Raw genomic sequence first — 25,241 nt, forward strand, 5'->3', positions numbered from 1 at the left:
TAATATCGAACTTTCAGTTAAAAACAATTCGATTTTCTTGACTGAATAGGGGTAACATAGTCCCGTCCAGCGGCGATCAGACGCCGCTCGAACCAAGGAGAAGAGAAATGCCCATCATCAACATCAGCGTCACCGGCAGGCCTGACGCGGCTCTTTCCACTCGCATCGCAAAAGAAGTCACCGAAATCACCGCCACGCAGCTGCGCAAGGATCCGACGATCACCGCGGTTGCCATATCCTACATCGATCCGCAGCACTGGTTCGCCGGCGGCAAGTCGCTGGCCGAGGACGGCACCCATACGTTCTGGCTTGATATCAAGGTGGTTGACGGCACCAACACCAAGCTCGAGCTGGAGGCCTATCTCAAGGCGATCTTTGCGGCCTTCGGCCGCCTGTTGGGCGGCGTGCATGAGGAAAGTTATGCCTTCGTGCACGAAGTGCCGGCGGCGGCCTATGGCTATGGCGGCAAGACGCAGGAATTCCGTTTCATCAGCGGACGGTTGAAGGCGGCGTGAATACAGACCATTTTCGCCCGGGGCGAGAAGGTAAGCTTGCCCTCATCCGCATTGACGTTGCTCCCACATGGTCTAGGTTCTTGCCGAAGCGGCCGCAAAAGAGCCGAGATGATAAAACGTTGGGAGAGACGCGGCATGATCCTGACACTGGCGCTGCTTGCAGGTCTTGCCCTCGCCTGGCTGCTGATCGGCATCGTGGAAAAATTCCGCCTCGGCCTGCGCTTCACCCAGGCGCTGCTCTATGTGCCGTTCAAGCTCGCCTACCGGATCGCCGACGCCCGCATCAGGATCGCCCGCAACGCGCAGGCTCCCGTCATCTACGTCATCTCGCATCAGTCGCGTTTCGAACCGGCGCTGATGCTGTCGCTTCTGCCGGACGACACACTGCACATACTCGACGAGGTCTCGGCGCGGTCCCCTTGGCTCGAACCGTGGCGCGGGCTTGGCCGTACCATCGCCTTCAATGCGGAACACGTCTTCGTCAGCCGCCGGCTGGTGCGTGTCCTCAAAGGCAAAGGCCGGCTCGCCGTCTATCTGCCGGATGCGGTCGAGCCTGACGTCAAGACGTTTCGGCTGTTTCGTGCCGTCACCCGCATCGCCATGCAGGCGAACGCCAGCATCGTGCCGGTCTTCGTCGGCGGCGCACGAAGCCTGCCGGTGTCATTGACGCCAGCGGACAAGGCACCACGGCACTGGTTTCCGCAACTGTCGATCAGCGTGCTGGAGCCGATGACCATCGCCGAACTGGTGGCGCGCAACCCCGACCAGGCCTCGAACACCAATGCGCTGTTCGACCGCGTCGCCGAGGCACGGCTTTTCAGCACTAACCTCGATCGTGGCCTGTTCCTGGCCATGCGCGATGCCGCCGACCGCGTCGGCGCTTCGCACCCGATCATCGAGGACGTCATCTCCGGCGCGCTGAGCTACCGCAAGATGTTCATCGGCGCCCGGGTCCTCGGCCGCCGCTTCGAGGCGGTAACGGCGCCGGGCGAAGCGGTTGGGCTGATGCTGCCGAACGCCAATGGCGTCGTGCTGTCGCTTACCGGGCTTCTGTCCGCCGGCCGGGTGGCAGCGATGATCAACTATACGGCAGGGCCGGCGAGCGTGACTGCGGCGGTGCGCACGGCGGTGATAAGGACCGTGATTTCCTCCCGCGCGTTCGTCGAGAAGGCCGACCTTGCCGATATCGTCGAGGCTGTCGAAAAGGGCGGTGCCAGGCTGCTTTGGCTGGAGGATGTGCGGGAAGGCGTCACGGCGCTGGACAAGCTTGCCGCCGCCTTGCTGTGGCGCTGGCCGCTGCAACGGCAGGATGCTGCCAAGCCGGCGGTGATCCTGTTCACCTCTGGTTCGGAAGGCACGCCGAAAGCGGTGATCCTTTCGCACAAGAACCTGCTGGCCAACGCCATGCAGGCGGAGGCACGCATCACCATCTCGCCTGCCGACATCCTTCTCAACGTGCTGCCGGTGTTTCACTCGTTCGGGCTGACGGGCGGCACCATCCTGCCGCTGGTCACCGGCGTGAAGTTGTTCCTCTACCCCTCGCCTCTCCACTACAAGATCATCCCCGAGGTGGCGCGCAAGGCGAAACCGACCATCATGTTCGGCACCGACACGTTCCTCGCCAATTATGCGCGCACCGCCAAGGATGGGGATTTTTCCAGCCTGCGCTTTGTCGTCGCCGGCGCCGAGGCAGTGAAGCCGGAAACCCGCCGCATCTATCGCGAACGCTTCCAGGCGGAGATCATCGAAGGATTCGGACTGACCGAGGCCGCCCCCGTGGTTGCCGTCAACACCGCAATCCATGGCCGCGACGGCACCGTCGGCCGGCTGCTGCCGGCCATGCGCATGAAGCTGGAGCCGGTCGAAGGCATCTCCGGCGCCGGGCAATTGTGGCTCGACGGACCAAACCTGATGATGGGCTACATGACCGCGGAGCGTCCCGGTGAACTGCAGCCGTTGAGCGGCTGGCACGACACTGGCGACATCGTTTCGGTCGACCGCGAAGGCTTCATCACCATACGCGGCCGCGCCAAGCGCTTTGCCAAGATCGCCGGCGAAATGGTGTCGCTCGGCGCGGTCGAGATGCTGGTACAGTCGCTATGGCCGGAAGAACGGCACGCGGCGGTGGCCGTGCCGGACAAGCGGCGGGGCGAACGCATCGTGCTGGTCACCACCGCCGACGACGCCAATCCCGACGAGTTGCGCAAATTCGGCAAACAGGCAGGTGCGGCTGAGCTGATGGTGCCCAACGACATCGTCAAGGTCGAGGAAATCCCGGTGCTGGGTTCCGGCAAGACAGACTATGTGTCGACGAGAAAGCTGGCGATCGACAGGCTGGGACTCGGCGTCGCGGCGTAATCTCCCCCCTTGAGGGGGAGATGTCGCCGAAGGCGACAGAGGGGGTCGGTTCGACCGGGTGTCTTGCGACAGTCAGAGGTTGGCGCTTCACGCGCGCGACCCCCTCTGGCCTGCCGGCCATCTGACCCTCAAGGGGGGAGATAATGACTTAACCTATATCCGAAGGCGGTATCTTCTCACCCTCCAGCTTGGCACGTTTCGAATAGGCGCGCACGCTGAACGGCAGGAAGATCAGGTAGCCGGCGACCGACGCCGTCAGCGTGTACCAGGGATAGGTCATCAGCAGGAGCACGTAGAGCACGACACCGAGGATGATCGGCAGCACCTTGTCGCCCGGGATTCTCAGGTTCTTGCCGGAATAGACCGGCAGCCGGCTGACCAGCAGGAAGGCGACCAGGATGGTGAAGCCGGTGGCGACGAAGGCGGCTGGACGACTGGGCTCCAGCCCGGTGCGGAGGAAATAAAGATAGAGCGGCAGCATCACCAGCACGGCGCCCGCCGGCGCCGGCACGCCGACGAAATATTCGGACTGCCATAGGGGGCGATCGGCCTTCTCGTCGTCAAGCACGTTGAACCGGGCGAGCCGCAGCCCGCAGGCGATGGCAAACAGAAGTGCGGCGATCCATCCCGGCGAGCCGGCGCGGTCGAGCAGGAAGGCATAGAGCACCAGAGCCGGTGCGACGCCGAAATTGACGATGTCGGCCAGCGAATCCATCTGCGCCCCGAATTTGGAGGTCGCCTTCAGCATCCGCGCCAGGCGGCCGTCAATGCCGTCGAGGAAGGCCGCAAGCAGCACCATCACCACCGCCGGCTCGAAACGGCCTTCGAAGCCGAAGCGGATGCCGGACAGGCCGGCGCAGATGGCCAGCACGGTGACCAGATTGGGCAGCACCATGCGCATAGGGATTTCCCGGATGCGCGGACCGCCGCTGGCATGAGCCTCGAACTTTTTGTATTGCGTGCCCACGGTCAGGAAATCCGAACAAGAGGCGTGCCGGCGACACCGCCGAATTCGGCCAGCACCGTTTCGCCGCCGACCGCCGTCTGGCCAACGGCAACACGCGGCGTGGCGGCCAGCGGCAGGAACACATCGACACGCGAGCCGAAGCGGATCAGGCCGAAGCGCTCGCCGATGGCGATCGAGCCGCCGGCCTCGGCCCAGCAGACGATGCGCCGCGCCACCAGGCCGGCGATCTGGACGGCGGCGACCGTACCGTTGGGGCTCTCGATGACCAGGCCGTTGCGCTCGTTCTCGGTGCTGGCCTTGTCGAGTTCGGCATTGAGGAATTTTCCCGGCCGATGCTCGATCGTGGTGATGCGCCCGCGTACGGGAGCGCGGTTCACATGGCAGGAAAACACGTTCATGAACACGGAGATACGGGTCATTTCGACGTTGCCGAGACCAAGCTCGCGCGGCGGCACAGCCGGCCCGACCGCAGAAATGATGCCGTCTGCGGGGCTGACCACGAGGTGGTCGTCGACCGGCGTGACGCGCTCGGGATCGCGGAAGAAATAGACGCACCAGGCCGTCAGGATAAGGCCGATCCAAAACAGGATCGAAGAGAAATAGCCGAGGAAAAGCGTCGCCGCGCCAAAGGCCGCAATGAAGGGATAGCCTTCGCGATGGATCGGTACGAACGCGTTCTTGACCGTATCGACAAGGCTCATCGGGTAAAAACGGGCTCCGTTTCAATTGCGGCCTCAATAGCCGAAAGCCCCCCTCGCCGCAACGCAACAATCGGCAAGGCTGTATTGGCCGCGTCCTACAGAAGCGGTGGTGCGCTCGCCTGTCGGCGTCATTGTCGGCAGAATTCGGGGCACCGCCGGTTCAAAATGCGGGAACAAACCGACCGCCCATGATCTTAAACCCCAACACGGCGCACCTCATTGCCAAGCGATGGGCCGCCACAAGTGCGGTTCTGCTCGCGCTGGCGGCATCGAATGGCAGCGCAATAGCGCAAGCCAAGCTATCCTTTGACTGCAGCAAGGCCGCCAGCGTGGCGGAAAAGGCCATTTGCGCCGACCATGCTGATGGAACGTTCTTCCTGACGGAGAAAAAGTAGCGCGGCGCCATCGAGACGACCGGACCAGATTAGTTGGCGCCATCGGCTTCGGCTCGCGCAAAATGTTCTTCGATTTCAAGCCTACCGGCGTCCGCTAGCGGGTCTTCCGCGCTCGATCTCAAGAGCATGCTACCGTTGGGAGCGGACAACAAGAGCAATGGTCTAGCGCCAGCAGCAACTGTCCAACTGACGACCGATCCTCCCTCTCTCGGAACCAACATCGACGGCAAGGCAACTGCTCCTGCAGTGTCTACTCCAGCCCTGCGCAAAAGAAGGTCGAGGGCTGCTGGCGCCCGATAGGCTTCAGCCAATTTGATGACGGTCGCTATTGAATCGGCGCCGACATGCGACAGCTTCAAGCCGACACGTGGAACACTGTCACCAAATAACTCATCGATGTCGTCGGTGACGCTGTCGTTGGGTCCGAAGTCGAGTTCCAGTTCCGTGCCATCGGCAGCAAGGTACTGGTATGCCGCTGCATGCGTCGACGTGACCACGCACAAAAGCGCCCTGCAGGCATTGGTTACGACAGGAAAAGCCATCTGCTTCTCGCCGTCTATGTCCAACATCCTTCCTTCGCCGACCCCGAGCTTGACCTCGGGTTGCGGCAAGCCTGCACAGGCTAAACCGATGCCCACTTGAAGTCGGCTCGTCATCACTGCTTTCAGATGGAACACCGAGCGATGGCGCAATCGAGGTTCACGCCTGGGATTAGCCATCACAACGTCGAGAATGGCCTCCTGGCATTCGGCATCGTCGACAATCTCCAGTTCAGGCCATGAGGCAATCCAACCCACTGCGCGGGCAAGCAACGGGACGCTATCTTCCTCCTTGTAAAAAAGATCGTCGAGCTCATCAAGGAAATCAGCGCGACCACCTTCGAATCCGGTCTGTTCCTCCGCTTCTTTTGGGTGTTCCCTGACCCAAGCGACCATTTGTTCCAAAGCAGCCAAATGATTTGTCGCTCGCATTCCAGCCAGAGCCAACCTCGCATCGGAGGTAATTTTGTCGAAGCCACCATGGTAGTTGCGGATAAATTGGCTGTGGCCGCCATTGCTTACTTCCAGGGCGTAGAGATAAGTATGAAAAAACTGCCTCGCCGATGCCGGAATTTCGTGATCTTCGTAGAGGCCCTGGTTGAGCATCGCGTTGACGAAATCCATGACCGCGGTCACGAGATCAGCAACGTAATTCTCCTTGGCAGCGCGCTCGACAGCTGAAAACGGGACAATAACTGAAGACACATGCGGGCTGGCCATCGGCTGCTCCGAACGGTCGGCCGAAACCGTTGTCGACTGCTGAAGCTTTTTCTTCCGCGAAAAAATTCCGAACATGCCAGCGGCCTTCTTATCTGCAGCAGCAGAATAATACCTTGAAGAGCAAATAAAAGCATTTGAAATTCATTTTCAAATGTCTAGTCGCCGACGTTTTTAGAGCATTCAGAAAACTGATTTCGAGATTTTGCTTCAGGAGCTCAGCGTAGAGGTGGCCGAGTTGAATTGTTGCGTGATGCCTGTCGGCAACGCACGCCGTCATCCGTCCTTGGTGAGACAGCGTCTTTCTGGACCGCCCGGCCATGATGACGTGCGCAACAAGGAGCTCTCGCAAATGCAGAAACAACCGGCCACCCAAGCGCATCTCCTGACCGCCGGCCTCGCCTTCGGCGAGTCGCCGCGTTGGCACAACGGACGGCTTTGGGTCTGCAACTGGGGCACCGGCGAGATCATCGCCGTCGATGCCGACGGCAACCGCGAGATTGTGCTTACCGTGCCGGCTGTCCTGCCCTACTCCATCGACTGGCTGCCGGATGGCCGTCTGCTTGTCATCTCCGGTCGCGACGGCTTGCTTCTGCGGCAGGAAGCAGATGGAAGACTCGTCACCCATGCCGATTTGCGCAGCCTCTCGAAAAGCCCGTGGAACGAAATCGTCGTCGATGGGCGCGGCAACATCTATGTCAATGGCGGTGGCCCGGCGCCGGCGCCGGGCGAGCATTTCGGTCCCGGCACGATCGTGCTGGTCACGCCGGACGGTGCGGTCCGGCAAGTGGCCGAGAATATCGCCTTTGCCAACGGCATGGCGGTCACCCCGGACAACAAGACGCTGATCGTCGCCGAATCGCATGCCAACAGGCTGACTGCCTTCGACATCGCGGCCGACGGCACTCTGTCCAACCGGCACGTCTGGGCCGATCTCGACGGCTATCCCGACGGCATCTGCCTCGATGCCGACGGGGCGATCTGGTATGCGGATGTTCCCAACAAGCATTGCGTGCGCGTGAGCGAAGGCGGTGAGGTGTTGCAGACGGTCGTTGTCGATCGCGGCTGCTTTGCCTGCATGCTGGGCGGCACCGACAGGAAAACGCTGTTCATTCTCGCCGCCGAATGGCGTGGCTTCGAGCACATGGTCAGCGACGCGCGCACCGGCCAGGTGCTCAGCGTGGACGCACCGGCACCCGGCGTCGGCTGGCCGTAAGAAGCCTTATTACAGTTCGGGAACTCGCTGATAGTTGGCGATGTCGGCCCGAACACCGAGCCGGGCGATCGTCTCCTGCGGGTTGAAGGCGATGCGCTCGTGCGCCGCCTTGACGATCGGCACGACATTGTCGACGGCCGTCTGGCTCTCCCATTCGACGATAGTGACGAGGTTGAACTCGCCAGGACCCGAGAATTGCTCGAGTAGGAAATCCTGCACGAAGCCTTGCTGCAGGCGCAGCAATTCATGCGTTGTCCTAACCTTGGCCAGTATCTCTTCGCGAGCGGCGGCCGGGACAACGAATTTGTCCACCCTGAACACGCTGCCGCCGTTAACGTTCTGATTTCCCTTACTCATTTCGATCATTCCGTTCTTGGATCATGTTGCTTCCGGGCTCCAAGAACGACCTACAATCTCAACTTAAGTTGAGGTCAAGCGGAAATTTCTTCCTTCTCATCTGGTAGGCGGCTCACCTGGTAGGCGGCATCAATTCACCTCGGATAGCCGGCGGCGAACGATGACCCCAAGTTCGTCGCCCTCGCGGGCGATGCGCAGCCGCTCCTCGGCCTCCGTTGCCTCGCGCTGGCGATCCCACATCGAGGCGTAGAGGCCATGCTTGTGCATCAGTTCGGCATGCGTTCCGCGCTCGGCGATTTGGCCGTCCTGCAGCACGATGATCTCGTCGGCCGTAATCACCGTCGACAGCCGGTGGGCGATGACGATGGTGGTGCGACCGCGGCTGACCAGGTCGAGCGCCGCCTGGATTTCCTGCTCGGTGTGGCTGTCGAGGGCCGAAGTCGCTTCGTCGAGCATCAGGATCGGCGGGGCTTTCAGGATGGTGCGGGCGATCGCCACGCGCTGCTTCTCGCCGCCCGAGAGTTTCAGCCCACGCTCACCGACCATCGATTTGTAGCCATCTGGCAGCCGCTCGATGAAGGGGCCGATCTGGGCGAGTTCGGCAGCCTTGCGCATATCCTCCTCGCTGGCACCGACGCGGCCGTAGCGGATGTTGTAGGCGATGGTGTCGTTGAACAGCACAGTATCCTGCGGCACCATGCCGATTGCTCCGCGCAGGCTCTCCTGCGTCACGTCCCTGATATCCTGGCCGTCGATCAGCACCTGGCCGTCCTGCACATCGTAGAAGCGGAATAGAAGCCGCGAGATGGTCGACTTGCCGGCGCCCGATGGCCCGACAATGGCGACGGTCTTGCCGGCCGGCACCTCGAAGCTGACGCCCTTCAGGATCTTGCGGTTCGGGTCGTAGGAGAATTGAACGTCGCGGAACTCGACCTTGCCGGCGCTGACAGATAGTGGCTTCGCATCCGGCTTGTCGACGATCTCCTGCGGCACATCCAAAAGGTCGAACATCTGCTCGATATCGGTCAGCCCTTGGCGGATTTCGCGGTAGATGAAGCCGATGAAATTGAGCGGAACCGACAACTGCATCAGCATGGCGTTGATGAAGACGAAATCGCCGACCGTCTGCGTGCCGGCCTGCACCTCCAGCGCCGACATGCACATGACGATGACTGTGCCGAGGCCAAAGATGATGCCCTGGCCAAAATTCAGCCAGCCAAGCGAGGTCCAGATGCGCGTCGCCGATATCTCGTAGCGTGCCATGGAGCGGTCGAAGCGCTCGGCCTCCATGCCTTCGTTGTTGAAATACTTGACCGTTTCGTAGTTTAGCAGCGAGTCGATCGCCTTGGTGTTGGCATCGGTGTCGCTGTCGTTCATGTCGCGGCGGATCGAGATGCGCCAGTCGCTGGCGCGCACCGTGAACCAGACATAGACCCAGACGGTGACCGCGACGACCGCCACATATTTCCAGCCATAGGTGTAGGCGAAGATGCCGGTGGTCAGGGCGAACTCGAGAATCGTCGGCGCTGTATTAAGCATGATGAAGCGCACGATCGTCTCGATGCCCTTGGTGCCACGTTCGATGATGCGCGACAGGCCGCCGGTCCGGCGCTCGAGATGAAAGCGCAGCGACAGTTGGTGCATGTGGACGAAGGTGCGGAAGGCAAGCTGGCGCACCGCGTACTGGCCAACGCGGGCAAACAATGCGTCGCGCAACTGATTGAAGCCAAGCTGCACCAGGCGCACGACATTGTAGGCGACGACCAGCATGACGGGCGCCAGCAGAAAGCTCGGCAGCGGCGGCACCGATTTGGCGTCACCGGCCAGCGCGTCGGTCGCCCATTTGAAAAAATAGGGACCGGCGACCAGTGTCAGCTTGGCCACAACCAACAGAAGCGTCGCCCACGTGACCCGGGCTCTCAGATCCGCACGATCCGCCGGCCACATATAGGGCCACAGGTTGAGCAGCGTCTTGAAGGTCGAAGAGTCGGAGACGGTTTTTTTGGCCATTCTTTGTGCCTTCTTCTTATGTCTTTTTGACCATGATCTCTTCCGAAAACAGGGCTGCAGTTTTCGGGATCATGGATCTAGCGGCCGGAGCAGCAGGAATTGACGAGCGCGGTCAGCGACATCGAGACATCGGCGAGCGCTGCGTGGTCGATCGCATAGCGCGAGCGTTGGCGATCAGGCTCGAACCGGACCAGCCCGGCTTCGACCAATATCTTCAAATGCTGTGACACGGTGGACTGCGCCAGATCGAAACGATCGACGACCTCTCGGCAGCAACAGGAGCTGCTGGCCGACAGGTATTTCAGGATTTCGATACGCGCCGGGTGCGAAAGCGCGGCAAGCCGGGCGGCGACGGCGCGGCTGTCCGGGGCCTCCGACGCGGAGCGGAGTGTATGGGTTTCGAAGGGGCTGTCGCTCATCGTCCATCGGCGATAAACGATGGTTGGCGCTATCGCAAGCTACTCTTCTGGTCAGACCAGATAGCGGCTAACGCTGTGAGATGGACTTCTCGATCCCCGGGATATCGGCTATCCGTTCAGCCAGAAAGTCGACCAGCAGGCGAACCCTTGCAACGCCCGCGCGCTCCGGGACGATCAGCATGTTCAGCGGGATGGACGGCAGCGAATAATCATCCAGTAAGGTCTCGAGCAGGCCAGCCTCCAAAAGATCTCCGACAAGCCATCGATGAGCCGGTGCGATCCCTCGACCCGCGACCAAGGCCTCACGCGCGGCAAGCCCATGGTCGACACGCAGTCGCCCCGCGAAGGGCACCATATAGCGCTCGCCTCCAGCGCCCTGCAAAGCAAGAGTTTCACTGCCCGCCACGTTCGACATCCGGATGCCCTCATGTCCAGACAGGTCCGACGGGACAGCCGGTCTCCCTCGCGCCGCCAGATAATCCGGCGATGCCACGAGCAGGCGCCGTGACAGGCCGAGGGCCCGCAGCTTCAACGAGCTGTCAGTAAGTGGTCCCAAGCGAAGCGCAATATCGACGCCTTCCCGGACCAAATCCACACGCTCATCGGTGAGGCTGAGGTCAATTCCGATGTCGGGATATCGGTCCTGAAAGGCGAAGATGAGCCGGGTGGTGTGCAAGACCCCGAAAGCGGCCGTACAGGATATCCGGATGGTGCCAGCCGGCGCGCCACGTGCGCCCCGCGCTTCGTCGCCGGCCTGCTCGACAAGGCGCAGGATCTGGATACTGTTTGTATAGTACCGGCTACCCTCATCGGTCAGCGTGACCCGCCGGGTGGTCCTGCTGAGCAAAGGCACACCCACCGCCTCTTCAAGCTCCTGCAAATGCCGCGTAACCGTCGATTGCCCTATGCCGAGTTCGCTGGCAACCAGCGACAGATTACCCCGTTCCGCAACGCGAACGAAGGTGCGCATGCGTTCGAACGTGATATCCGATTTATCCATTATTCGGCACAATCTTATGCATTATGAATACGTAGCGGATCATGTCGATATTGCCTAGCTAAGGGACCAGTTTTTCAGTCCTCGGAGTCCCTGCATGAAAATTCTACTTGTCTTCGCTCATCCCGAATCGCGCTCGCTCAACGGCGCGCTCCGCGACGTCGCCATCAGAGAACTCGAGGCACAAGGCCACGAAGTGCGGGTGACGGACCTCTACGCCCAGCGTTGGAAATCAGCGGTTGATCGGGCCGACTTTCCGATTTTGGCGTCCGACGCGCGGTTGATGCCTGCCGCAGCATCAAAAAAGTCTTTTGAAACCGACGCGCTGACCGAGGACGTCAAGGCCGAGATCGCAAAGCTGCGGTGGGCGGATGCGCTGATTCTCCAGTTTCCGCTCTGGTGGTTTGCCATGCCGGCGATCCTCAAGGGCTGGGTCGACAGGGTCTTCGCCTACGGCTTCGCTTACGGTGTGGGTGAGCATAGCGACAAGCGATGGGGCGACCGCTACGGCGAGGGAACCTTGATGGGCAAGCGCGCAATGTTGATCGTGACCGCCGGCGGCTGGGAAGAGCACTATGCGCCTCGCGGCGTCAACGGAGAGATCGACGACTTGCTGTTCCCGATCAACCACGGGATTCTCTACTACCCGGGCTACGACGTCCTTCCGCCGTTCGTCGCCTATAGCGTCGACCGCTTCGGCGAAGCCGACTTCGAGCCCGCTGCCGAGCGCCTGCGCGAGAGGATGAGAACGTTCGCGACCACGCAACCCATCCCCTATCGCCGGCAGAATGGCGGCGACTATTTGATTCCGAGCATGAAGCTACGCTCCGACCTGGGCGATCAGAACATGACCGGGTTCAAACTTCACCTAAGCGGCTCAACGAGCTAGCTGACTTCGACCTCCGGAAAGCCTTGTCTCTAGTTGGTCTTTGTCGTCACCTGCTTGCCCATCGCCTTGAGGTCGGCGGCTTCGCCTTCCTTGGACTTTTCCGGGACCTTGAACACCTGTCCCGGCCAGATGCGATCAGGATCGCTGATCTGATCCTGGTTGGCGAGGTAGATGGTCGAGTAGCGCATGCCATGGCCGTAGACACGCCGTGAAATCCGCCAAAGCGTGTCGTGGCGGTGGATGATGACGGCGCCGTCCGCATGTTCGAGCTTGGGCGCTACGGTCTCGGGCACATCGGTTGGCGGCGTGGCTGCCACCACAACGGCCGGAGCCTCACTGGCCGGTGCTGCGGGAGCAGCCGCTTCAGCGGCCGGAGCGGCAGGCGCTTCGGCGGCAGCAGGTTCGGCAGGCTTGAGCTCCGCGGGCGCCACGGCGGCGATCGATTCACCCGGCTCGCGCTCGAACGGCACGGCGGCGCGTGCCACCACTTTCACGCCGTCGGCATCGAGACCGTCGACATGGATGGTGTAGCTGCCGACCGGAATGTCGCGCGTCGCCTCGACGAGGAAATGGCCGTTCGGCGACGTCTGAGCGTCACCGAGCAGGATATCATTGGCATAGGCGCGCACCTTGCGGCCCGGATCTGAGAGGCCGGCAACAAATATCTTGTTGCCGTCGATCTCCACCGCCTCGACGACGATCTTGGGTTCGGACACGTCTGGCGCAGCCGGCGCCGATGGGGCTGCCGGAGCAGGTGACGCTTCAGCCACGGCCGGCGCCGGAGCCGGCGCGGCTGGTGCCGAAGCAGTTGCGGGCGCCGCCGCGGGAGCCGCCGGCGCGGCGGCCTGGTCGCCGGCAGCCGGGGCGGCCGGCTTTGCCTCGGGCGCGGGAACGGTGAGCAGTTCGGCCGGCTTGCCCGGCTCCTCGACCATCGCCAGCACCTGGCCGGCCGCATTCTTTGGAACCGAGACGACTGCGGTCTGCACCGACGGCGTCACGACATCGCCGGTGGTCGCGCGCAGGGCAATCGTATAGTCGCCAGGCTTCAACGGATCGTCGAGCACGATGACAAAGGCGCCGTCGGGACCGGCGACCGTCGAACCGAGCACGGGCGCGCCGTTGAGGATCTCGACCTTCGCGTTGGGCGCTGCGTTGCCGGCAATCACAATGGAGCCATTGCTCTCGACGCGCACGACATCGAAGGACGGTGCGATCGGACCGGCTGCAGCGGGCGCTGCCGGAACCGCTGCACCCGTTGCCGGTGCGGCTGGCGCCGTTGTCTGGGGCACAGCGGCGGGCGCGGCCGGCACAGCCGCTGCTGGAAGCCGCGCTTCCGTGCCGGGGTCAGCCGATTTCGGCGCCGCGGGCGGCGTCAAGGCCGCCACTTGCGCCGGCGGCGTCGGATTAAGATACGGGTCGAGCGCACCCGAAACATAGGCGGTCCCCGCGGCCGCAACGGTCCCACCCGCCACGAACAGGAACGCCTTCAATGGATTAATCACCATATTTCTCTACCCCTTAGCCACCTAACGCCGGTCTAGCCTGTTTTGCCCATGTCGACAAGAAAGAGGGACCGACAAGAAAAAGCCCGAGCTTGTTGACCCTTGGGGCTTGACCGCGCTTTCAGACCCAATCACCAATCATCAGCATGAACACGATTCGATCCGTTTGCGTCTATTGCGGCTCGTCTCCGGGCCGCGATGAAATCTATATCAAGGCCGGGCACCTGCTCGGGCGCTCGATTGCCAAAGCGGGCCTGCGGCTGATCTATGGCGGCGGCACCAAAGGCATCATGGGCGCCGTCGCCGAAGGCGCCTTGCGCGCGGGGGGCAAGGTGACGGGCATCATTCCGCGCTTCCTGATCAATAGGGAGGCAACGGAAACCGCGCTTGACCGGCTCGACGAACTCTTGATCACCGACAACATGCACGAGCGCAAACACAAGATGTTCGAGAAATCCGACGCCTTTGTGGCGCTGCCGGGCGGCATCGGCACGGTCGAGGAGATCGTCGAGGTCATGACCTGGGCGCAGCTCGGTCATCACCGCAAGCCGATCGTCTTCGGCAATGTCGGCGGATTCTGGGATCCGATGCTGGCGTTACTCGATCACATGGCCGCCGAGGGCTTCATCCACACCGCGCAGCGAGTCAGGCCGCTGGTGGTCGACGACCCCGAAGCAATCGTCGCCGCCATCATGGTGGCTGGGTCCTCCGTCGACGCCCCGACCGAGGGCGTGCAGTCGGTGATAGACAAGATGTGAGGCAGTAGAGAATAGGCAGTGTGAATGCCGGGGGACGGCAACCCTACTGCCTACTGCCCAGGGCAACGAACTCGGGTTAACGGGTTCCTTCGGAGCCTTCGCCTGCGCATTGGCTGACGGAGCATCAAACGAAAAACCCGCCTTTGCGGCGGGTCACTGGCGCAAATCAGCACCATGGCCGAATATATACCATAGCTGAGGGCACGGAATCAAGAAAAAATTCCTATTACCAGCACAAAAGCCGACACCGCCGAACTGTCGTCAGGTCTTTGTTAACCTGGGTGCGGAGCCCTAGCCTACTGCCTACTGCCTACTGCAGCTGCCTGCCGCAAGCCGGCGATCACCGCGCGGCGGTCATGACGACGCCAGGCAAGATAGATGGAAACCGTGCGCTCGAACCATGGCAGGTCGCAAAACACGATCCGCGGCGGAGCGGCGGCACGCAGGCTGGCCTGCACCGTCGCCAGGCCGAGACCGGCGCTGACCAGACCGAGCGAGGTCAGCGGGTCCGCCGTCTCATAGGCGATGTCGGGCAGAAAACCGGCTTTGGCGCATGCGACAAGGAATTGCCCGCGGTTGGTGTCGTCGGGCTGGCGCACGACCGTGATCCAGGTGCGGCCGTCGAGGTGATGCGGCCCGATCTCCGATATTTGGACAAGCGGATCATCTTCGGGGATCGCCAGCACCAACGGCTCATGCCGCAGCGCCATGGCGGCGACATCCGGGTCATCGTCGGCTGGCGGCGAATAGACAAAGCCCAGATCGAGCACCCGCTGCCGCAACCCCTCCAGCTGCGCCGCCGAACGCAGGCTTCGCAACTGAAGGTGAAAGTCTGGCCGGTCGCGGCGGAACTGGCGCAGCATGCCTGCGACAAGCCCGGCGTGCACGGCGCCTTCGACGTAGCCGATGGCGAGACGGCCGACGGCGCCGCTGGCCAGGTTGCGGCCGAACTCCTCCAGTCGTCGCGCATTGGACAGCAGCGAACGGGCCTCCGCGAGGAAGGCGCGACCCTCGGCATTGAGATGGACCCGCTGCTTCGACCTCTCAAACAGGGAGACGCCAAGCTGCTCCTCGAGCTGCATGATCTGCCGGCTGAGCGGCGACTGCGAGATATGCAGCATCTCGGCGGCGCGACCGACATTGCCGGCTTCGGCGACGGTGACGAAATACCTGATCTGGCGCAGGTCGAACATTTTTTCTCCGAGGTTCCAAGTCCTCACGGGTCTTAACTATAGCCTAATCAGTCTTGGACAGTCTGACCAGTGGGAGTGATACTCGGCCATCCCAACCAAAGGAGACCGACATGCAGTTCTTTGCCCTTCTCACTCGCAACACCGAAAAGTTTACCGATGCCGATTTCGCGCCGCTGCTGCCCGGTGAGGCCGAACAGCGCCGAACGCTTTACGCCGAAGGCGCGGTCCGCCAGGTATGGAACCGCGGCGATATACCAGGCAGTGGCATGATGTTCGAGGCCCGCAGCGACGCAGACGTGCGCGGCCATCTCGCCACCTTGCCCCTGATCAAGGCCGGCATGATGGATATCTCCGCAATCGTGCCGCTCAATCCTTACCCTGGGTTCGGCCCGAAGCGTTGAGAGGACGCAATCCGGTGGCGGCGAAGGCGTCACCACCGGATTGACGCGGCGATCGACAGGCTGTGATCGGCTGTCAAGAAACCGTCACACGAAACCGGCTTCGCACGTGCTAGAAATTGGGATCAGGCGACCGCCACGCGGCGCCATGTTCGAAACCTGAATCTGGCGCCTCGCCCATGGATATCGCTCTCGCCCCGGAAGGCACCGACCTGTCGCCTTACCTGCCTGATGAGCACGGGTTGTTCTTCATCTATCACTTCACCGCAGAGGGCGTGCGAACCAGGGACGCCGCGGCCGCGCACTGGACATGGCGCAGCTACCAGATCACTGACCTGCACGCACGCCAGGAGATCGGCGCCGAAAGGGCTTTGCCGGGGCCGGTGCGCGACGCCTTCCTTGCTCCGAGCCATGGCTGCCACATCGACTTCGAGGATGGCTGGCTCTATGGCGATCTGCCGGATCTCAGGCACGACTTTTCGGAGGCGCGCGGACTCGTCCATTTCCGCTTCGCCTTCAACGACACGATGCTGATCGGCGCTCGCAAGCAGCCGCTGGAATCGGTCGACGCCGTCCGCAAGGCGGTGGAAAATGGATCGCGGAAATTCCGCTCGCCGGCGGAACTGATAGAGGCGGTCACGGGCCAGTCGCTCGACGGCATGTCGGCCGAGCTCCGCAAGCTGGGCGACACGCTCGACGGCATCGAGGACCGTGTCGTGCGCGATGCATGGCACAATGAACGACAAGCGCTGGTCGAGGCGCGCCGACAATTGGTGGTGATCCATCGGCAGATGGCGACGATCACCAATCTGTTCCGGCATCTCGATCATTCGCATCGCAACGAGCTGCCTGACCCGATCAACGACATGGCGGTCAGGCTCTCGCAACGGGCGCATACGCTCTATCACGACGGCGAGCAGTTGCAGGCGCGCACTAGGCTGTTGCAGGACGAGCTGATGGCCAAGCTGACCATGCAGTCGAACCAACTCCTCTATGTCCTCTCTGTCATGACGGCGGTGCTGTTGCCGATGACCATCATCTCAGGCCTGTTCGGCATGAATGTCGGCGGGCTGCCGCTGGTCAACACGCCGATGGGTTTTTGGGTGGTGTCAGCAGTATCGCTCGTTATCGCTGCCGCCACCTATCTGTTCGTCAGGCGGCTCGGCCGGGGGATGTAGCACGGCAGCTTTCACGCCGAGGCGCGAAAATCCTCGAGGACGGTGCCAGCGGCGGCGACTTCCGCTTCATGGTCGGGCTCGCGCCAGGTCTCGGCAAGGCCAGCCGCATACCATTCGCGCATCGCCGGCAAGGCAAGCAATTGCGCCGGATAGGCGACGGCCGCCCCTTCGAAAACGAGCCCGTACGACTGAGCCCGAAATGCCACGGGAGCAAAGACGGCGTCGACGGCAGTAAAATGAGCGCCGGCCAGAAACGGCCCGCCGAAACGGGCGAGACCATCGTTCCAAAGATCGCCGAGGCGAAAGAGATCCTGCTTCAGCGCGTCGGACATCGGAAACGGCTTGACCCGCACGCCGCAACTCATCGGACAGTCACCGCGCAGTGCGGTGAAGCTCGAATGCATTTCGGCGGCGGCCGAGCGTGCCCAGGCGCGTGCCTTGGCTTCGACGGGCCAAACGCCATGATGGCGCTCCGCCAGGTATTCGGCGATGGCGAGCGAATCCCAGACCGCCCAACCATCGTCGATCAGGCACGGCACACGGCCGCTGGGTGAAAACGACCGGTAGAGCTCCCAGCTCGATCCGGTCGGGAATGGCGTCAGCCGCTCCTCGAATGGGATATCCAGCGCTCGCATCAGCACCCATGGCCGCAGCGACCACGAGGAATAGTTCTTGTTGGCCATATGCAGCAGGTACATCCGAAATCTCTTACTGTGCGGGCTTCGGCGCAGCCCTGCGCGCGGTCGTCAACATCGACCAGGAATACATCGCCAGTGCCGTCCAGATCAGCGCAAAGGCGATGGCCTGGGTGGTGCCGAAAGGCTCATCGAAAATCAGCACGGCGATCAGGAACACCATGGTCGGCGCGATGTACTGCATGATGCCAATGGTGGAGAGGCGCAACAGCTTGGCGCCGAAGGCGAACAACAGCAGCGGCACCGACGTGACCGGACCGCAGCCGATCAGCAATGCCGTATCGGCACCACTGCTGGATACGATGTGGTCCTGTCCGGTCACGATGAGATAAGCGATGTAGCCAAGCGCCGGCACCGACAGCAAAAGCACTTCGAGCAGAAAACCCTGGCTCGGGCCGATCGGCAGCGTCTTGCGAAAGAAGCCGTAGGCGGCGAAGGAAAACGCCAAGGCCAGCGACACCCAGGGCAGCTTGCCGCCCTCGATGGTCAGTACCGCGACGGCGACCGCCGCCACTACCACCGCTGCGATCTGAAGCCGGTCAAGCCGCTCGCCAAGCAACAGCGCGCCGACGACGACACTGACCAGCGGATTGATGTAATAGCCGAGCGCGGTTTCGACCGTGCGGTCGACCGCGATCGCCCAGACGTAGACGCCCCAGTTGACCGAGATCAGCGCCGCCGTCAGCGCGGCCATGGCGATGGTGCGGGGTGAGCGAAGTGCTGCCTTGAAATCCGCCGTGCGGCCGGCCCAGACCAGAACGGCGGCGGCGATCGGCACCGACCAGACGATGCGGTGGGCAATGACTTCGGCGAGCGGCAGATGCGCCACGGCCTTCATGTAGAAGGGCAGCATTCCCCATAGCAAATAGGCGCCCAGCGCCAGCAGAAAGCCGCGACGGGCCTTGGAATCAGCGTCCAGGGTGATTGCTTTGGTAGCCATGGGCCAACGCTATGGCCCAGCCACTTTGCCAAGACCATCGCAAAGTTCTGATGGATCAATGGACTTTCGCTGATGGTTCAACCCTATTCGGCAGCCACCAGCCCGGCCATCTCGCGGTTCTTCATCAGCTTGTAGACGATGGAATCCATCAATGCCTGAAATGAGGCGTCGATGATGTTTTCGGAAACACCTACCGTCCACCAGCGCGCGCCGGTGCCGTCATGCGATTCGATCAGGACGCGGGTGATCGCCTCGGTGCCGCCATTGAGGATACGCACCTTGAAGTCGGCAAGCTCCATATCGGCGATCTCGCCCTGGAATTTGCCGAGATCCTTACGCAGTGCGATGTCGAGTGCGTTGACCGGGCCATGCCCCTCGGCCACCGACATCTTCTCCTCGCCGTCGACCAGCACTTTGACGATCGCTTCGGACACCGTCTTCAACTGACCGTTGGCGTCGAAGCGGCGCTCGACCATGCAGCGGAACGAGGTGACCTTGAAGAACTCCGGCAGGCCGTGCAGCATCTTGCGCGCCAGGAGTTCGAAGCTGGCGTCGGCACCCTCATAGGCGTAACCCTCGGCCTCGCGCTCCTTGACCACTGATATCAGCGCATCGAGCCGGTGGTCGTCCTTCGGTACGTCGATGCCGCGCCGCTTCAGTTCGGCGAGGAAATTGGCCTTGCCGCCCTGGTCCGAAACCATGACGCGTCTGCGGTTGCCGACCGTTTCCGGCGGCACATGCTCATAGGTCGCCGGCTCCTTGGCCAGCGCCGAGGCATGGATGCCGGCCTTGGTGGCGAAGGCGGAGGCGCCGACATAGGGCGCCTGCGCTTCCGGAGCGCGATTCAAGAGCTCGTCGAAAGCCCGCGACAGACGCGAAATGCCGGTCAGCGCCTCAGCCGAAATGCCGGTCTCGAAACGATCGGCGAAGGCCGGCTTCAGCGCCAGCGTCGGCGCGATCGAGATCAGGTTGGCGTTGCCGCAACGCTCGCCGATGCCGTTGAGCGTGCCCTGGATCTGGCGCACGCCGGCCTCGACGGCGGCCAGGGAATTGGCCACCGCCTGGCCGGTGTCGTCATGGGCATGGATGCCGAGATGATCGCCTGACATACCGGACGAAATAACCTTCTCGACGATGGAGCGGACTTCCGACGGCTGCGTGCCGCCATTGGTGTCGCACAGCACCACCCAGCGCGCGCCTGCATCATAGGCGGTCCTGGCACACGCCAGCGCATAGCCGGGATTGGCCTTGAAGCCGTCGAAGAAATGCTCGCAGTCGACCAGCGCCTCCTTGCCGGCGGCGATCGCCGCCTCGACGGAGGCCTTGATGGCGTCGAGGTTTTCTTCGTTGGTGCAGCCGAGCGCGACACGGACGTGATAATCCCAGCTCTTGGCGACGAAGCAGATGGCGTCCGACTTCGATTGCACCAGTGAGGCAAGGCCGGGATCGTTGGACGCCGATACCCCTGCCCGCTTGGTCATGCCGAAGGCGACGAATTTGGCACGTGTCGTCCGCTTCTCCTGGAAGAAGGCCGTGTCGGTCGGGTTGGCGCCGGGATAGCCACCCTCGACATAGTCGAGGCCGAAGGCGTCAAGCAGCTTGGCGATGGCGATCTTGTCCTCGACGGAAAAGTCGATGCCCGGCGTCTGCTGGCCATCGCGGAGGGTGGTGTCGAAGAGATAGAGGCGTTGCTTTTTCATAGTCCTGCGGGTGCGCGAGCACCCCCCTCTGGCCTGCCGGCCATCTCCCCCTCAAGGGGGGAGATCGGCAGCTCGAATGCTCCGCCATCCCTTGCTGCGCCGAATATTTGCGAAAGCCGAAATGCAAGCCAATCTCCCCCCTTGAGGGGGAGATGTCCGGCAGGACAGAGGGGGGCGAATGGCACTGTCATTTCTTCCCCGCAAACCCATCCGTCGCGCGGATCAGCCGGTCGAGGATACCCGGCTCCGAATAGGCGTGGCCGGCACCCTCGATCAGGTGGAAATCCGCCGTTGGCCAAGCCTTGTGCAGCGCCCAGGCATAGCGCGCGGGGCACGGCATATCGTAGCGGCCGTGGACGATGGTACCGGGAATATCCGCAAGCTTGTGCGCGTCGCTCAGCAGTTGCCCTTCCTCAAGCCAACCGGCATGGACGAAATAGTGGTTCTCTATACGGGCGAAGGCCACCGCATAGTCATCCTGCCCAAACGGTTCGCTGGTCTCCGGTTCCGGCAACAGCGTGATGGTTTCGCCTTCCCACAGGCTCCACGCGCGCGCTGCCTCGATCTGGGCCTTGTGGTCGCTGCCGACCAGCCGCTTGCGATAGGCGGCCATCATGTCGCCACGCTCGGCCTCGGGGATCGGCGACAGGAACCGCTCCCATTTGTCCGGGAACATCTCCGAGACGCCGAACTGATAGTACCATTCGAGTTCGGCGCGCGTCAGCGTGTAGATACCGCGCACCACCAGTTCGCTGACCCGTTCAGGGTGCGTTTCGGCATAGGCCAACGCCAGCGTCGAGCCCCAGGAGCCGCCGAACACCAGCCATTGGTCGAACCCGGCCATTTCGCGCAGCCGTTCGATATCGGCGACCAGATGCCATGTCGTATTGGCTTCGAGCGAGGCATTGGGCGTCGATTTTCCGCAGCCTCGCTGGTCGAACAGGATGACGTCGTAAAGGCTCGGGTCAAACAGCCGCCGATGTTTTGGCGAGATGGTGCCGCCCGGCCCACCATGCAGAAATACCGCCGGCTTGGCGCCCTTGGTGCCGGAACGCTCCCAGTAGACCTGATGGCCGTCACCGACATCGAGCATGCCGGAATCGAACGCCTCGATTTCGGGGTAGAGGGTACGCAATTGACTGCTCATAGTTGCAAACCTTTGATCGGCCAGTCCGCTGTTTCATGGTCGGGGTGCTGGAAGGAGATGATCTGCTCCTGCCTCGCGTAGTAGTCGGGGTCTTGGTGAACGGGCTGGTCGAAGATCGTCTCCACCCAGGGCAGCCGCGCTGCGTAATTGACCTGGATCTGCGGTGCCAGGTCCGAACGATCGTCGAAGGCGCCGATGGCGATCTCCAGTCCACCAGGCTGCCGATAGGTAAGCGGCGTCCCGCAGCGGGCGCAGAAGCCACGATCGATGTTGACCGACGACTGGAAGTAACTCGGCTCTTCATGGGTCCATTCGACGCCATCCCTGGGCACCGTCACCAGCGCACCGAAGAACGAGCCGAACTGCTTCTGGCACATGCGGCAATGGCAGATCGAGGGACGGCCGAGCGCTCCATGAATGCGGAAACGCACGGCGCCGCACTGGCAACCGCCGGTTCTTACCTGATCGGTCATGACTTCTCCTTTGGCGGCCATTGTTCGGTGTCGTGGTCTGGATGCTGATAGGAGACGAGATCGGCCAGATAGGGGGCCGCCGACATATCGGCCATTGTCTCCTCGCCCGGCAGTTCCGGGATTGTGTCGACATAGGGCAGCTTTGCCTCAGTGCCCCACTGGATCAGCGGCACGATCTCCGCCGGATTGTCGAACGCACCGATCGCCAACCCGACACCATCCGGCGCGGTGAAGGTCAGCGGCGTGCCGCAATTGGCGCAAAAACCACGATCGACATGGTTGGATGAGCGAAAATATTTCGGCTCACCGCGCGTCCAGTCGAGCTTTGCCCCGCGCACTGAAACAAGCGGCGCGTAGAACGAGCCAAACGCCTTCTGGCACATGCGGCAATGGCAGATCGAAGCGTCTCCCAACGCGCCTTCGACGCGAAAGCGCACCGCGCCGCACTGGCAGCCGCCGGTATAGATCGGCCGGTTGTCGAGGCTCATCGCCGCTCACTCCGTGGCATGGCAGACGGCCTCGACATTGTTGCCGTCGGGATCGAGGACAAAGGCGGCGTAGTAGTCCGGGTGATAGTGCGGTCTCAGGCCCGGCCCGCCATTGTCCTTGCCGCCAGCGGCAAGCGCCGCGGCATGGAAGGCTTCGACCTCGGCGCGGCTGCGCGCGGTGAAAGCGACGTGCTGGCGGTCCCTCGGCTTGTCCTTGCCGGTACTCAGCCAGAACACCGGGCGGTCACGGCCGTAGCCACCGACCTTGGCGCCGCCGGTGTATTCGAGCGGCACCATGTAAAGCAGCGAGGCCCCAAGCGGCGCCATCGCCTTGTCATAGAAAGCCTTCGAAGCGTCGAAATCGGCAACAGTGATGCCGAGATGGTCGATCATGAAATTGCCTCCCTTGCTCGTTCGCCCGCCGGCATTTCGGCGCCGGCAAGGCCGGCCTCGATCACGATGTGCTGGCAGACATTGTCGATATCGCGAATGACGTCGTCGTTCCAGAAGCGCAGGATGGTCCAGCCGCTACTCTTCAAATATGCGCTGCGCTCTGAATCGCGCTCTACGTGCTCAGCGTCTGCGTCCTGGCTACCATCAACCTCAATGATCAGCTTTTTGTCCGAGCAGGCAAAATCGACGATATAAGGGCCGATTGGCACCTGCCGGCGGAAGCTTAAGCCCATTAGCCGATGCGCGCGAAGCTCGTTCCAGAGCTTCAGCTCGGCGTCGGTCATCACACGACGCATGGATTTTGCGTTCTTGCGCTGGCGTGATGGGACGAGGTCGTGACCCATCAGGCACCTTCGTACGAGAAGGCTGCTAAACGTTGCAGAACAGGTCTACTCGGTGGAGCTGCCAATCTCCCCCCTTGCGGGGGAGATGCCCGGCAGGGCAGAGGGGGGTGCTGTCCCGCCGGCCTATCCGCTGAAGGCCGCTGCCTTCTCGGGAAATGGTTGAAACGAGGGAGTGCAAACGGTAACGCTGGCGTTCCTTCACACCCCCCTCTGTCCTGCCGGACATCTCCCCCGCAAGGGGGGAGATTGGCTGTCGCCAGCGTCTCCGCCAACCTTGCAAAAGAGTTTCGCGCCAACCTCACCGTTTCACCTCCCAGGTTGTCACACGCTCCCCAGTGGCCGGGTCCTTGCCGTCCTTCAACTGTATACCTTGTGCAAGCAGTTCATCGCGGATGCGGTCGGCCTCGGCCCAGTTCTTCGCGGCGATGAATGCCAGGCGCTTGGCGATGGCCTTGGCGATGTAGTCTTCATCGACCTTCGCCGAGGCGACATCGAAGCCGAGGAACAGCAGCGACGCCTTCAGCGACGCAGCGGCATCGTTGCCGTCCGCGGCCTCGCCGGCTAACTGGGTCAACACCTGGAAGGCGGCATAGGTGGCGAGATCGTCGGACAAGGCATCGATGACTTCCACCGGCAACTGCCCCGCCGCCGGCGCCAGATCCGCCGCCCGCTTCCATTTGCGCAGCGTGTTCTCGGCCTCTTCCAGCTTGCGCACGGAAAAGTCGATCGGCTCGCGATAATGCGTCATCAGCATCGCCAGCCGCAGCACCTCGCCCGGCCATTTGCGGCCACCGAAGGTCTCGGTCTCCAGCAATTCATTGATCGAATAGAAATTGCCGAGGCTCTTCGACATCTTCTGGCCTTCGACCTGCAGGAAGCCATTGTGCATCCAGATGTTGGCCATCACATCGGTGCCGTGGGCGCAGCGCGACTGGGCGATCTCGTTTTCATGGTGCGGGAAGATCAGGTCGAGGCCGCCGCCATGAATATCGAAGACTTCGCCAAGATAGGCGGCCGACATTGCCGAGCATTCGATGTGCCAACCCGGCCGGCCTCGGCCCCATGGCGAATTCCAGCCCGGCTCCTCCGGCGACGACAGCTTCCAGAGGACAAAATCGCCGGGATTTTTCTTGTGCGCGTCGACGGCGACGCGGGCGCCGGCCTGCTGCTCGTCGAGATTGCGCTTTGACAATTGACCGTAGTCAGGCATCGACGCCGTGTCGAACAGGACTTCGCCCGCGGCAACATAGGCATGGCCGCGTTCGATCAGGCTTTGGATCAAGGTGATCATGTCCACCTTACCGTCAGCTCGGGGCTCGACGAATTCGGTGGCGCGCGGCTCGACCGTCGGCTCCAGGCAGCCAAGAACCGCCACGTCGCGGTGAAACTGGTCGGCGGTCTTTTCGGTGACCCGCCGGATCGCTTCGTTGAGCGAAAGCGTACCTGAAGCGATCTCGCCGCCAAAATCCCGCAAGGCGCGCGCGTTGATCTTGTCGTCGACGTCGGTGATGTTGCGCACATAGGTGACATGCGCCTGCCCATAGACATGACGCAGCAAGCGGAATAGCACGTCGAAGACGATCACCGGCCTGGCATTGCCGATATGGGCAAAGTCATAGACGGTTGGGCCGCAGACATACATGCGCACATTGCGCGCATCGATCGGGATGAAATCCTCCTTCGTCCGCGTCAGCGTGTTGTAGAGGCGCAGGCCCTTCGATGCGTCAGACATTCGTGCCTTCCCGGTCTGTTGTGTTCAGGAGCCCGCCTAGCGCCGAGGCGCAAGACCGGATTCCAGCCTGCTGGCCGGGGCGTTTGTCCAATCTGGGAAAGATGAGGCGAAAACGTCCGGACCAGCGCGAGGCTAGCCAATAATGCAAATGCCACAAATG

Annotated in this window: 26 protein-coding genes; 8 read left to right on the top strand and 18 right to left on the bottom strand. The window is 62.3% G+C overall.

What is annotated here, in order from left to right; genetic code table 11:
- Positions 1-107: 107 nt before the first annotated feature.
- Both NKJ90_RS07110 and NKJ90_RS07115 read left to right on the top strand, forming a co-directional pair.
- Entirely contained in the window at positions 108-515 is a 408-nt protein-coding gene (locus NKJ90_RS07110; RefSeq protein WP_023761624.1) for a tautomerase family protein, read from the top strand.
- Between the two features lie 135 nt (positions 516-650).
- Positions 651-2,873 carry an AMP-binding protein gene (locus NKJ90_RS07115; RefSeq protein ID WP_031260843.1) on the top strand — a complete coding sequence of 741 codons (2,223 nt, stop codon included), beginning with the start codon at positions 651-653 and terminating at the stop codon, positions 2,871-2,873.
- 148 nt (positions 2,874-3,021) lie between these two features.
- Here NKJ90_RS07115 and NKJ90_RS07120 read toward each other — a convergent pair whose 3' ends face one another.
- Together NKJ90_RS07120 and NKJ90_RS07125 are read right to left on the bottom strand one after the other, a co-directional pair.
- Positions 3,022-3,840 carry a CDP-alcohol phosphatidyltransferase family protein gene (locus NKJ90_RS07120; RefSeq protein ID WP_023761626.1) on the bottom strand — a complete coding sequence of 273 codons (819 nt, stop codon included), beginning with the start codon at positions 3,838-3,840 and terminating at the stop codon, positions 3,022-3,024.
- Between the two features lie 2 nt (positions 3,841-3,842).
- Entirely contained in the window at positions 3,843-4,541 is a 699-nt protein-coding gene (locus NKJ90_RS07125; RefSeq protein ID WP_023761627.1) for a phosphatidylserine decarboxylase, read from the bottom strand.
- Positions 4,542-4,672: 131 nt separating this feature from the next.
- Between NKJ90_RS07125 and NKJ90_RS07130 the strand changes: the two genes are divergently transcribed.
- Entirely contained in the window at positions 4,673-4,936 is a 264-nt protein-coding gene (locus tag NKJ90_RS07130; protein ID WP_156938604.1) for a lysozyme inhibitor LprI family protein, read from the top strand.
- Between the two features lie 29 nt (positions 4,937-4,965).
- On the opposite strand, the gene NKJ90_RS07135 is transcribed toward NKJ90_RS07130, so the two are convergent.
- Positions 4,966-6,270: a DMP19 family protein gene (locus NKJ90_RS07135; RefSeq protein WP_023761629.1), complete on the bottom strand. Its 1,305-nt coding sequence runs from the start codon at positions 6,268-6,270 to the stop codon at positions 4,966-4,968.
- A gap of 274 nt (positions 6,271-6,544) precedes the next feature.
- On the opposite strand from NKJ90_RS07135, the gene NKJ90_RS07140 reads away from it, so the two are divergent.
- Positions 6,545-7,408: an SMP-30/gluconolactonase/LRE family protein gene (locus NKJ90_RS07140; RefSeq protein WP_031260846.1), complete on the top strand. Its 864-nt coding sequence runs from the start codon at positions 6,545-6,547 to the stop codon at positions 7,406-7,408.
- A 9-nt stretch (positions 7,409-7,417) separates the two neighbouring features.
- Here the strand turns inward: NKJ90_RS07140 and NKJ90_RS07145 are convergent, their stop codons facing one another.
- From NKJ90_RS07145 to NKJ90_RS07160, 4 genes are all read right to left on the bottom strand, one after another.
- Entirely contained in the window at positions 7,418-7,765 is a 348-nt protein-coding gene (locus tag NKJ90_RS07145; protein WP_031260848.1) for an antibiotic biosynthesis monooxygenase family protein, read from the bottom strand.
- A gap of 129 nt (positions 7,766-7,894) precedes the next feature.
- Positions 7,895-9,775: an ABCB family ABC transporter ATP-binding protein/permease gene (locus tag NKJ90_RS07150; protein WP_352485850.1), complete on the bottom strand. Its 1,881-nt coding sequence runs from the start codon at positions 9,773-9,775 to the stop codon at positions 7,895-7,897.
- Between the two features lie 77 nt (positions 9,776-9,852).
- Positions 9,853-10,194 carry an ArsR/SmtB family transcription factor gene (locus NKJ90_RS07155; RefSeq protein ID WP_023761633.1) on the bottom strand — a complete coding sequence of 114 codons (342 nt, stop codon included), beginning with the start codon at positions 10,192-10,194 and terminating at the stop codon, positions 9,853-9,855.
- Positions 10,195-10,261: 67 nt separating this feature from the next.
- Positions 10,262-11,194, bottom strand: a complete 933-nt coding sequence (locus NKJ90_RS07160) for a LysR family transcriptional regulator (protein WP_023761634.1) — start codon at positions 11,192-11,194, stop codon at positions 10,262-10,264.
- Between the two features lie 94 nt (positions 11,195-11,288).
- On the opposite strand from NKJ90_RS07160, the gene NKJ90_RS07165 reads away from it, so the two are divergent.
- Entirely contained in the window at positions 11,289-12,080 is a 792-nt protein-coding gene (locus NKJ90_RS07165) for an NAD(P)H-dependent oxidoreductase (protein ID WP_023761635.1), read from the top strand.
- 29 nt (positions 12,081-12,109) lie between these two features.
- Here the strand turns inward: NKJ90_RS07165 and NKJ90_RS07170 are convergent, their stop codons facing one another.
- Positions 12,110-13,585 (bottom strand): LysM peptidoglycan-binding domain-containing protein, encoded by a 1,476-nt coding sequence (locus NKJ90_RS07170; RefSeq protein WP_352485851.1) that lies wholly within the window; start codon positions 13,583-13,585, stop codon positions 12,110-12,112.
- Between the two features lie 143 nt (positions 13,586-13,728).
- Between NKJ90_RS07170 and NKJ90_RS07175 the strand changes: the two genes are divergently transcribed.
- On the top strand, positions 13,729-14,340 hold the full coding sequence (locus tag NKJ90_RS07175) for an LOG family protein (RefSeq protein WP_023762050.1): 612 nt from the start codon (positions 13,729-13,731) through the stop codon (positions 14,338-14,340).
- A gap of 296 nt (positions 14,341-14,636) precedes the next feature.
- On the opposite strand, the gene NKJ90_RS07180 is transcribed toward NKJ90_RS07175, so the two are convergent.
- The gene (locus tag NKJ90_RS07180; protein ID WP_023762051.1) at positions 14,637-15,533 is read right to left on the bottom strand and encodes a LysR substrate-binding domain-containing protein; all 897 of its coding nucleotides are present in this window, start codon (positions 15,531-15,533) and stop codon (positions 14,637-14,639) included.
- Between the two features lie 110 nt (positions 15,534-15,643).
- On the opposite strand from NKJ90_RS07180, the gene NKJ90_RS07185 reads away from it, so the two are divergent.
- Both NKJ90_RS07185 and NKJ90_RS07190 read left to right on the top strand, forming a co-directional pair.
- Positions 15,644-15,934 (top strand): muconolactone Delta-isomerase family protein, encoded by a 291-nt coding sequence (locus NKJ90_RS07185; RefSeq protein WP_023762052.1) that lies wholly within the window; start codon positions 15,644-15,646, stop codon positions 15,932-15,934.
- Between the two features lie 176 nt (positions 15,935-16,110).
- Entirely contained in the window at positions 16,111-17,109 is a 999-nt protein-coding gene (locus NKJ90_RS07190) for a transporter (protein ID WP_023762053.1), read from the top strand.
- 11 nt (positions 17,110-17,120) lie between these two features.
- Here NKJ90_RS07190 and NKJ90_RS07195 read toward each other — a convergent pair whose 3' ends face one another.
- The 9 genes from NKJ90_RS07195 to cysS all read right to left on the bottom strand — a co-directional run bounded on the left by NKJ90_RS07195 (position 17,121) and on the right by cysS (position 25,081).
- Positions 17,121-17,807, bottom strand: a complete 687-nt coding sequence (locus NKJ90_RS07195; RefSeq protein WP_023762054.1) for a glutathione S-transferase family protein — start codon at positions 17,805-17,807, stop codon at positions 17,121-17,123.
- A 10-nt stretch (positions 17,808-17,817) separates the two neighbouring features.
- Positions 17,818-18,744: an EamA family transporter RarD gene (gene rarD / locus NKJ90_RS07200; protein WP_023762055.1), complete on the bottom strand. Its 927-nt coding sequence runs from the start codon at positions 18,742-18,744 to the stop codon at positions 17,818-17,820.
- Between the two features lie 83 nt (positions 18,745-18,827).
- On the bottom strand, positions 18,828-20,444 hold the full coding sequence (gene cimA / locus NKJ90_RS07205) for a citramalate synthase (RefSeq protein ID WP_023762056.1): 1,617 nt from the start codon (positions 20,442-20,444) through the stop codon (positions 18,828-18,830).
- 187 nt (positions 20,445-20,631) lie between these two features.
- Positions 20,632-21,591, bottom strand: a complete 960-nt coding sequence (gene pip / locus NKJ90_RS07210; RefSeq protein WP_023762057.1) for a prolyl aminopeptidase — start codon at positions 21,589-21,591, stop codon at positions 20,632-20,634.
- The gene (locus NKJ90_RS07215; protein ID WP_031261007.1) at positions 21,588-22,064 is read right to left on the bottom strand and encodes a GFA family protein; all 477 of its coding nucleotides are present in this window, start codon (positions 22,062-22,064) and stop codon (positions 21,588-21,590) included. The genes pip and NKJ90_RS07215 overlap by 4 nt, the downstream gene beginning before the upstream one ends.
- Positions 22,061-22,552, bottom strand: coding sequence for a GFA family protein (locus tag NKJ90_RS07220; protein ID WP_023762059.1), 492 nt, complete (start codon positions 22,550-22,552; stop codon positions 22,061-22,063). The genes NKJ90_RS07215 and NKJ90_RS07220 overlap by 4 nt, the downstream gene beginning before the upstream one ends.
- Before the next feature lie 6 nt (positions 22,553-22,558).
- Entirely contained in the window at positions 22,559-22,945 is a 387-nt protein-coding gene (locus tag NKJ90_RS07225) for a VOC family protein (protein WP_023762060.1), read from the bottom strand.
- Positions 22,942-23,349, bottom strand: a complete 408-nt coding sequence (locus tag NKJ90_RS07230; protein ID WP_023762061.1) for an endonuclease domain-containing protein — start codon at positions 23,347-23,349, stop codon at positions 22,942-22,944. The genes NKJ90_RS07225 and NKJ90_RS07230 overlap by 4 nt, the downstream gene beginning before the upstream one ends.
- A 298-nt stretch (positions 23,350-23,647) precedes the next feature.
- Positions 23,648-25,081 carry a cysteine--tRNA ligase gene (gene cysS / locus NKJ90_RS07235; protein WP_023762062.1) on the bottom strand — a complete coding sequence of 478 codons (1,434 nt, stop codon included), beginning with the start codon at positions 25,079-25,081 and terminating at the stop codon, positions 23,648-23,650.
- Between the last annotated feature and the right edge of the window lie 160 nt (positions 25,082-25,241).

Origin of the sequence: Mesorhizobium sp. M0051, assembly GCF_040323235.1 — a bacterium.
In the GTDB taxonomy this organism is placed as follows: domain Bacteria; phylum Pseudomonadota; class Alphaproteobacteria; order Rhizobiales; family Rhizobiaceae; genus Mesorhizobium.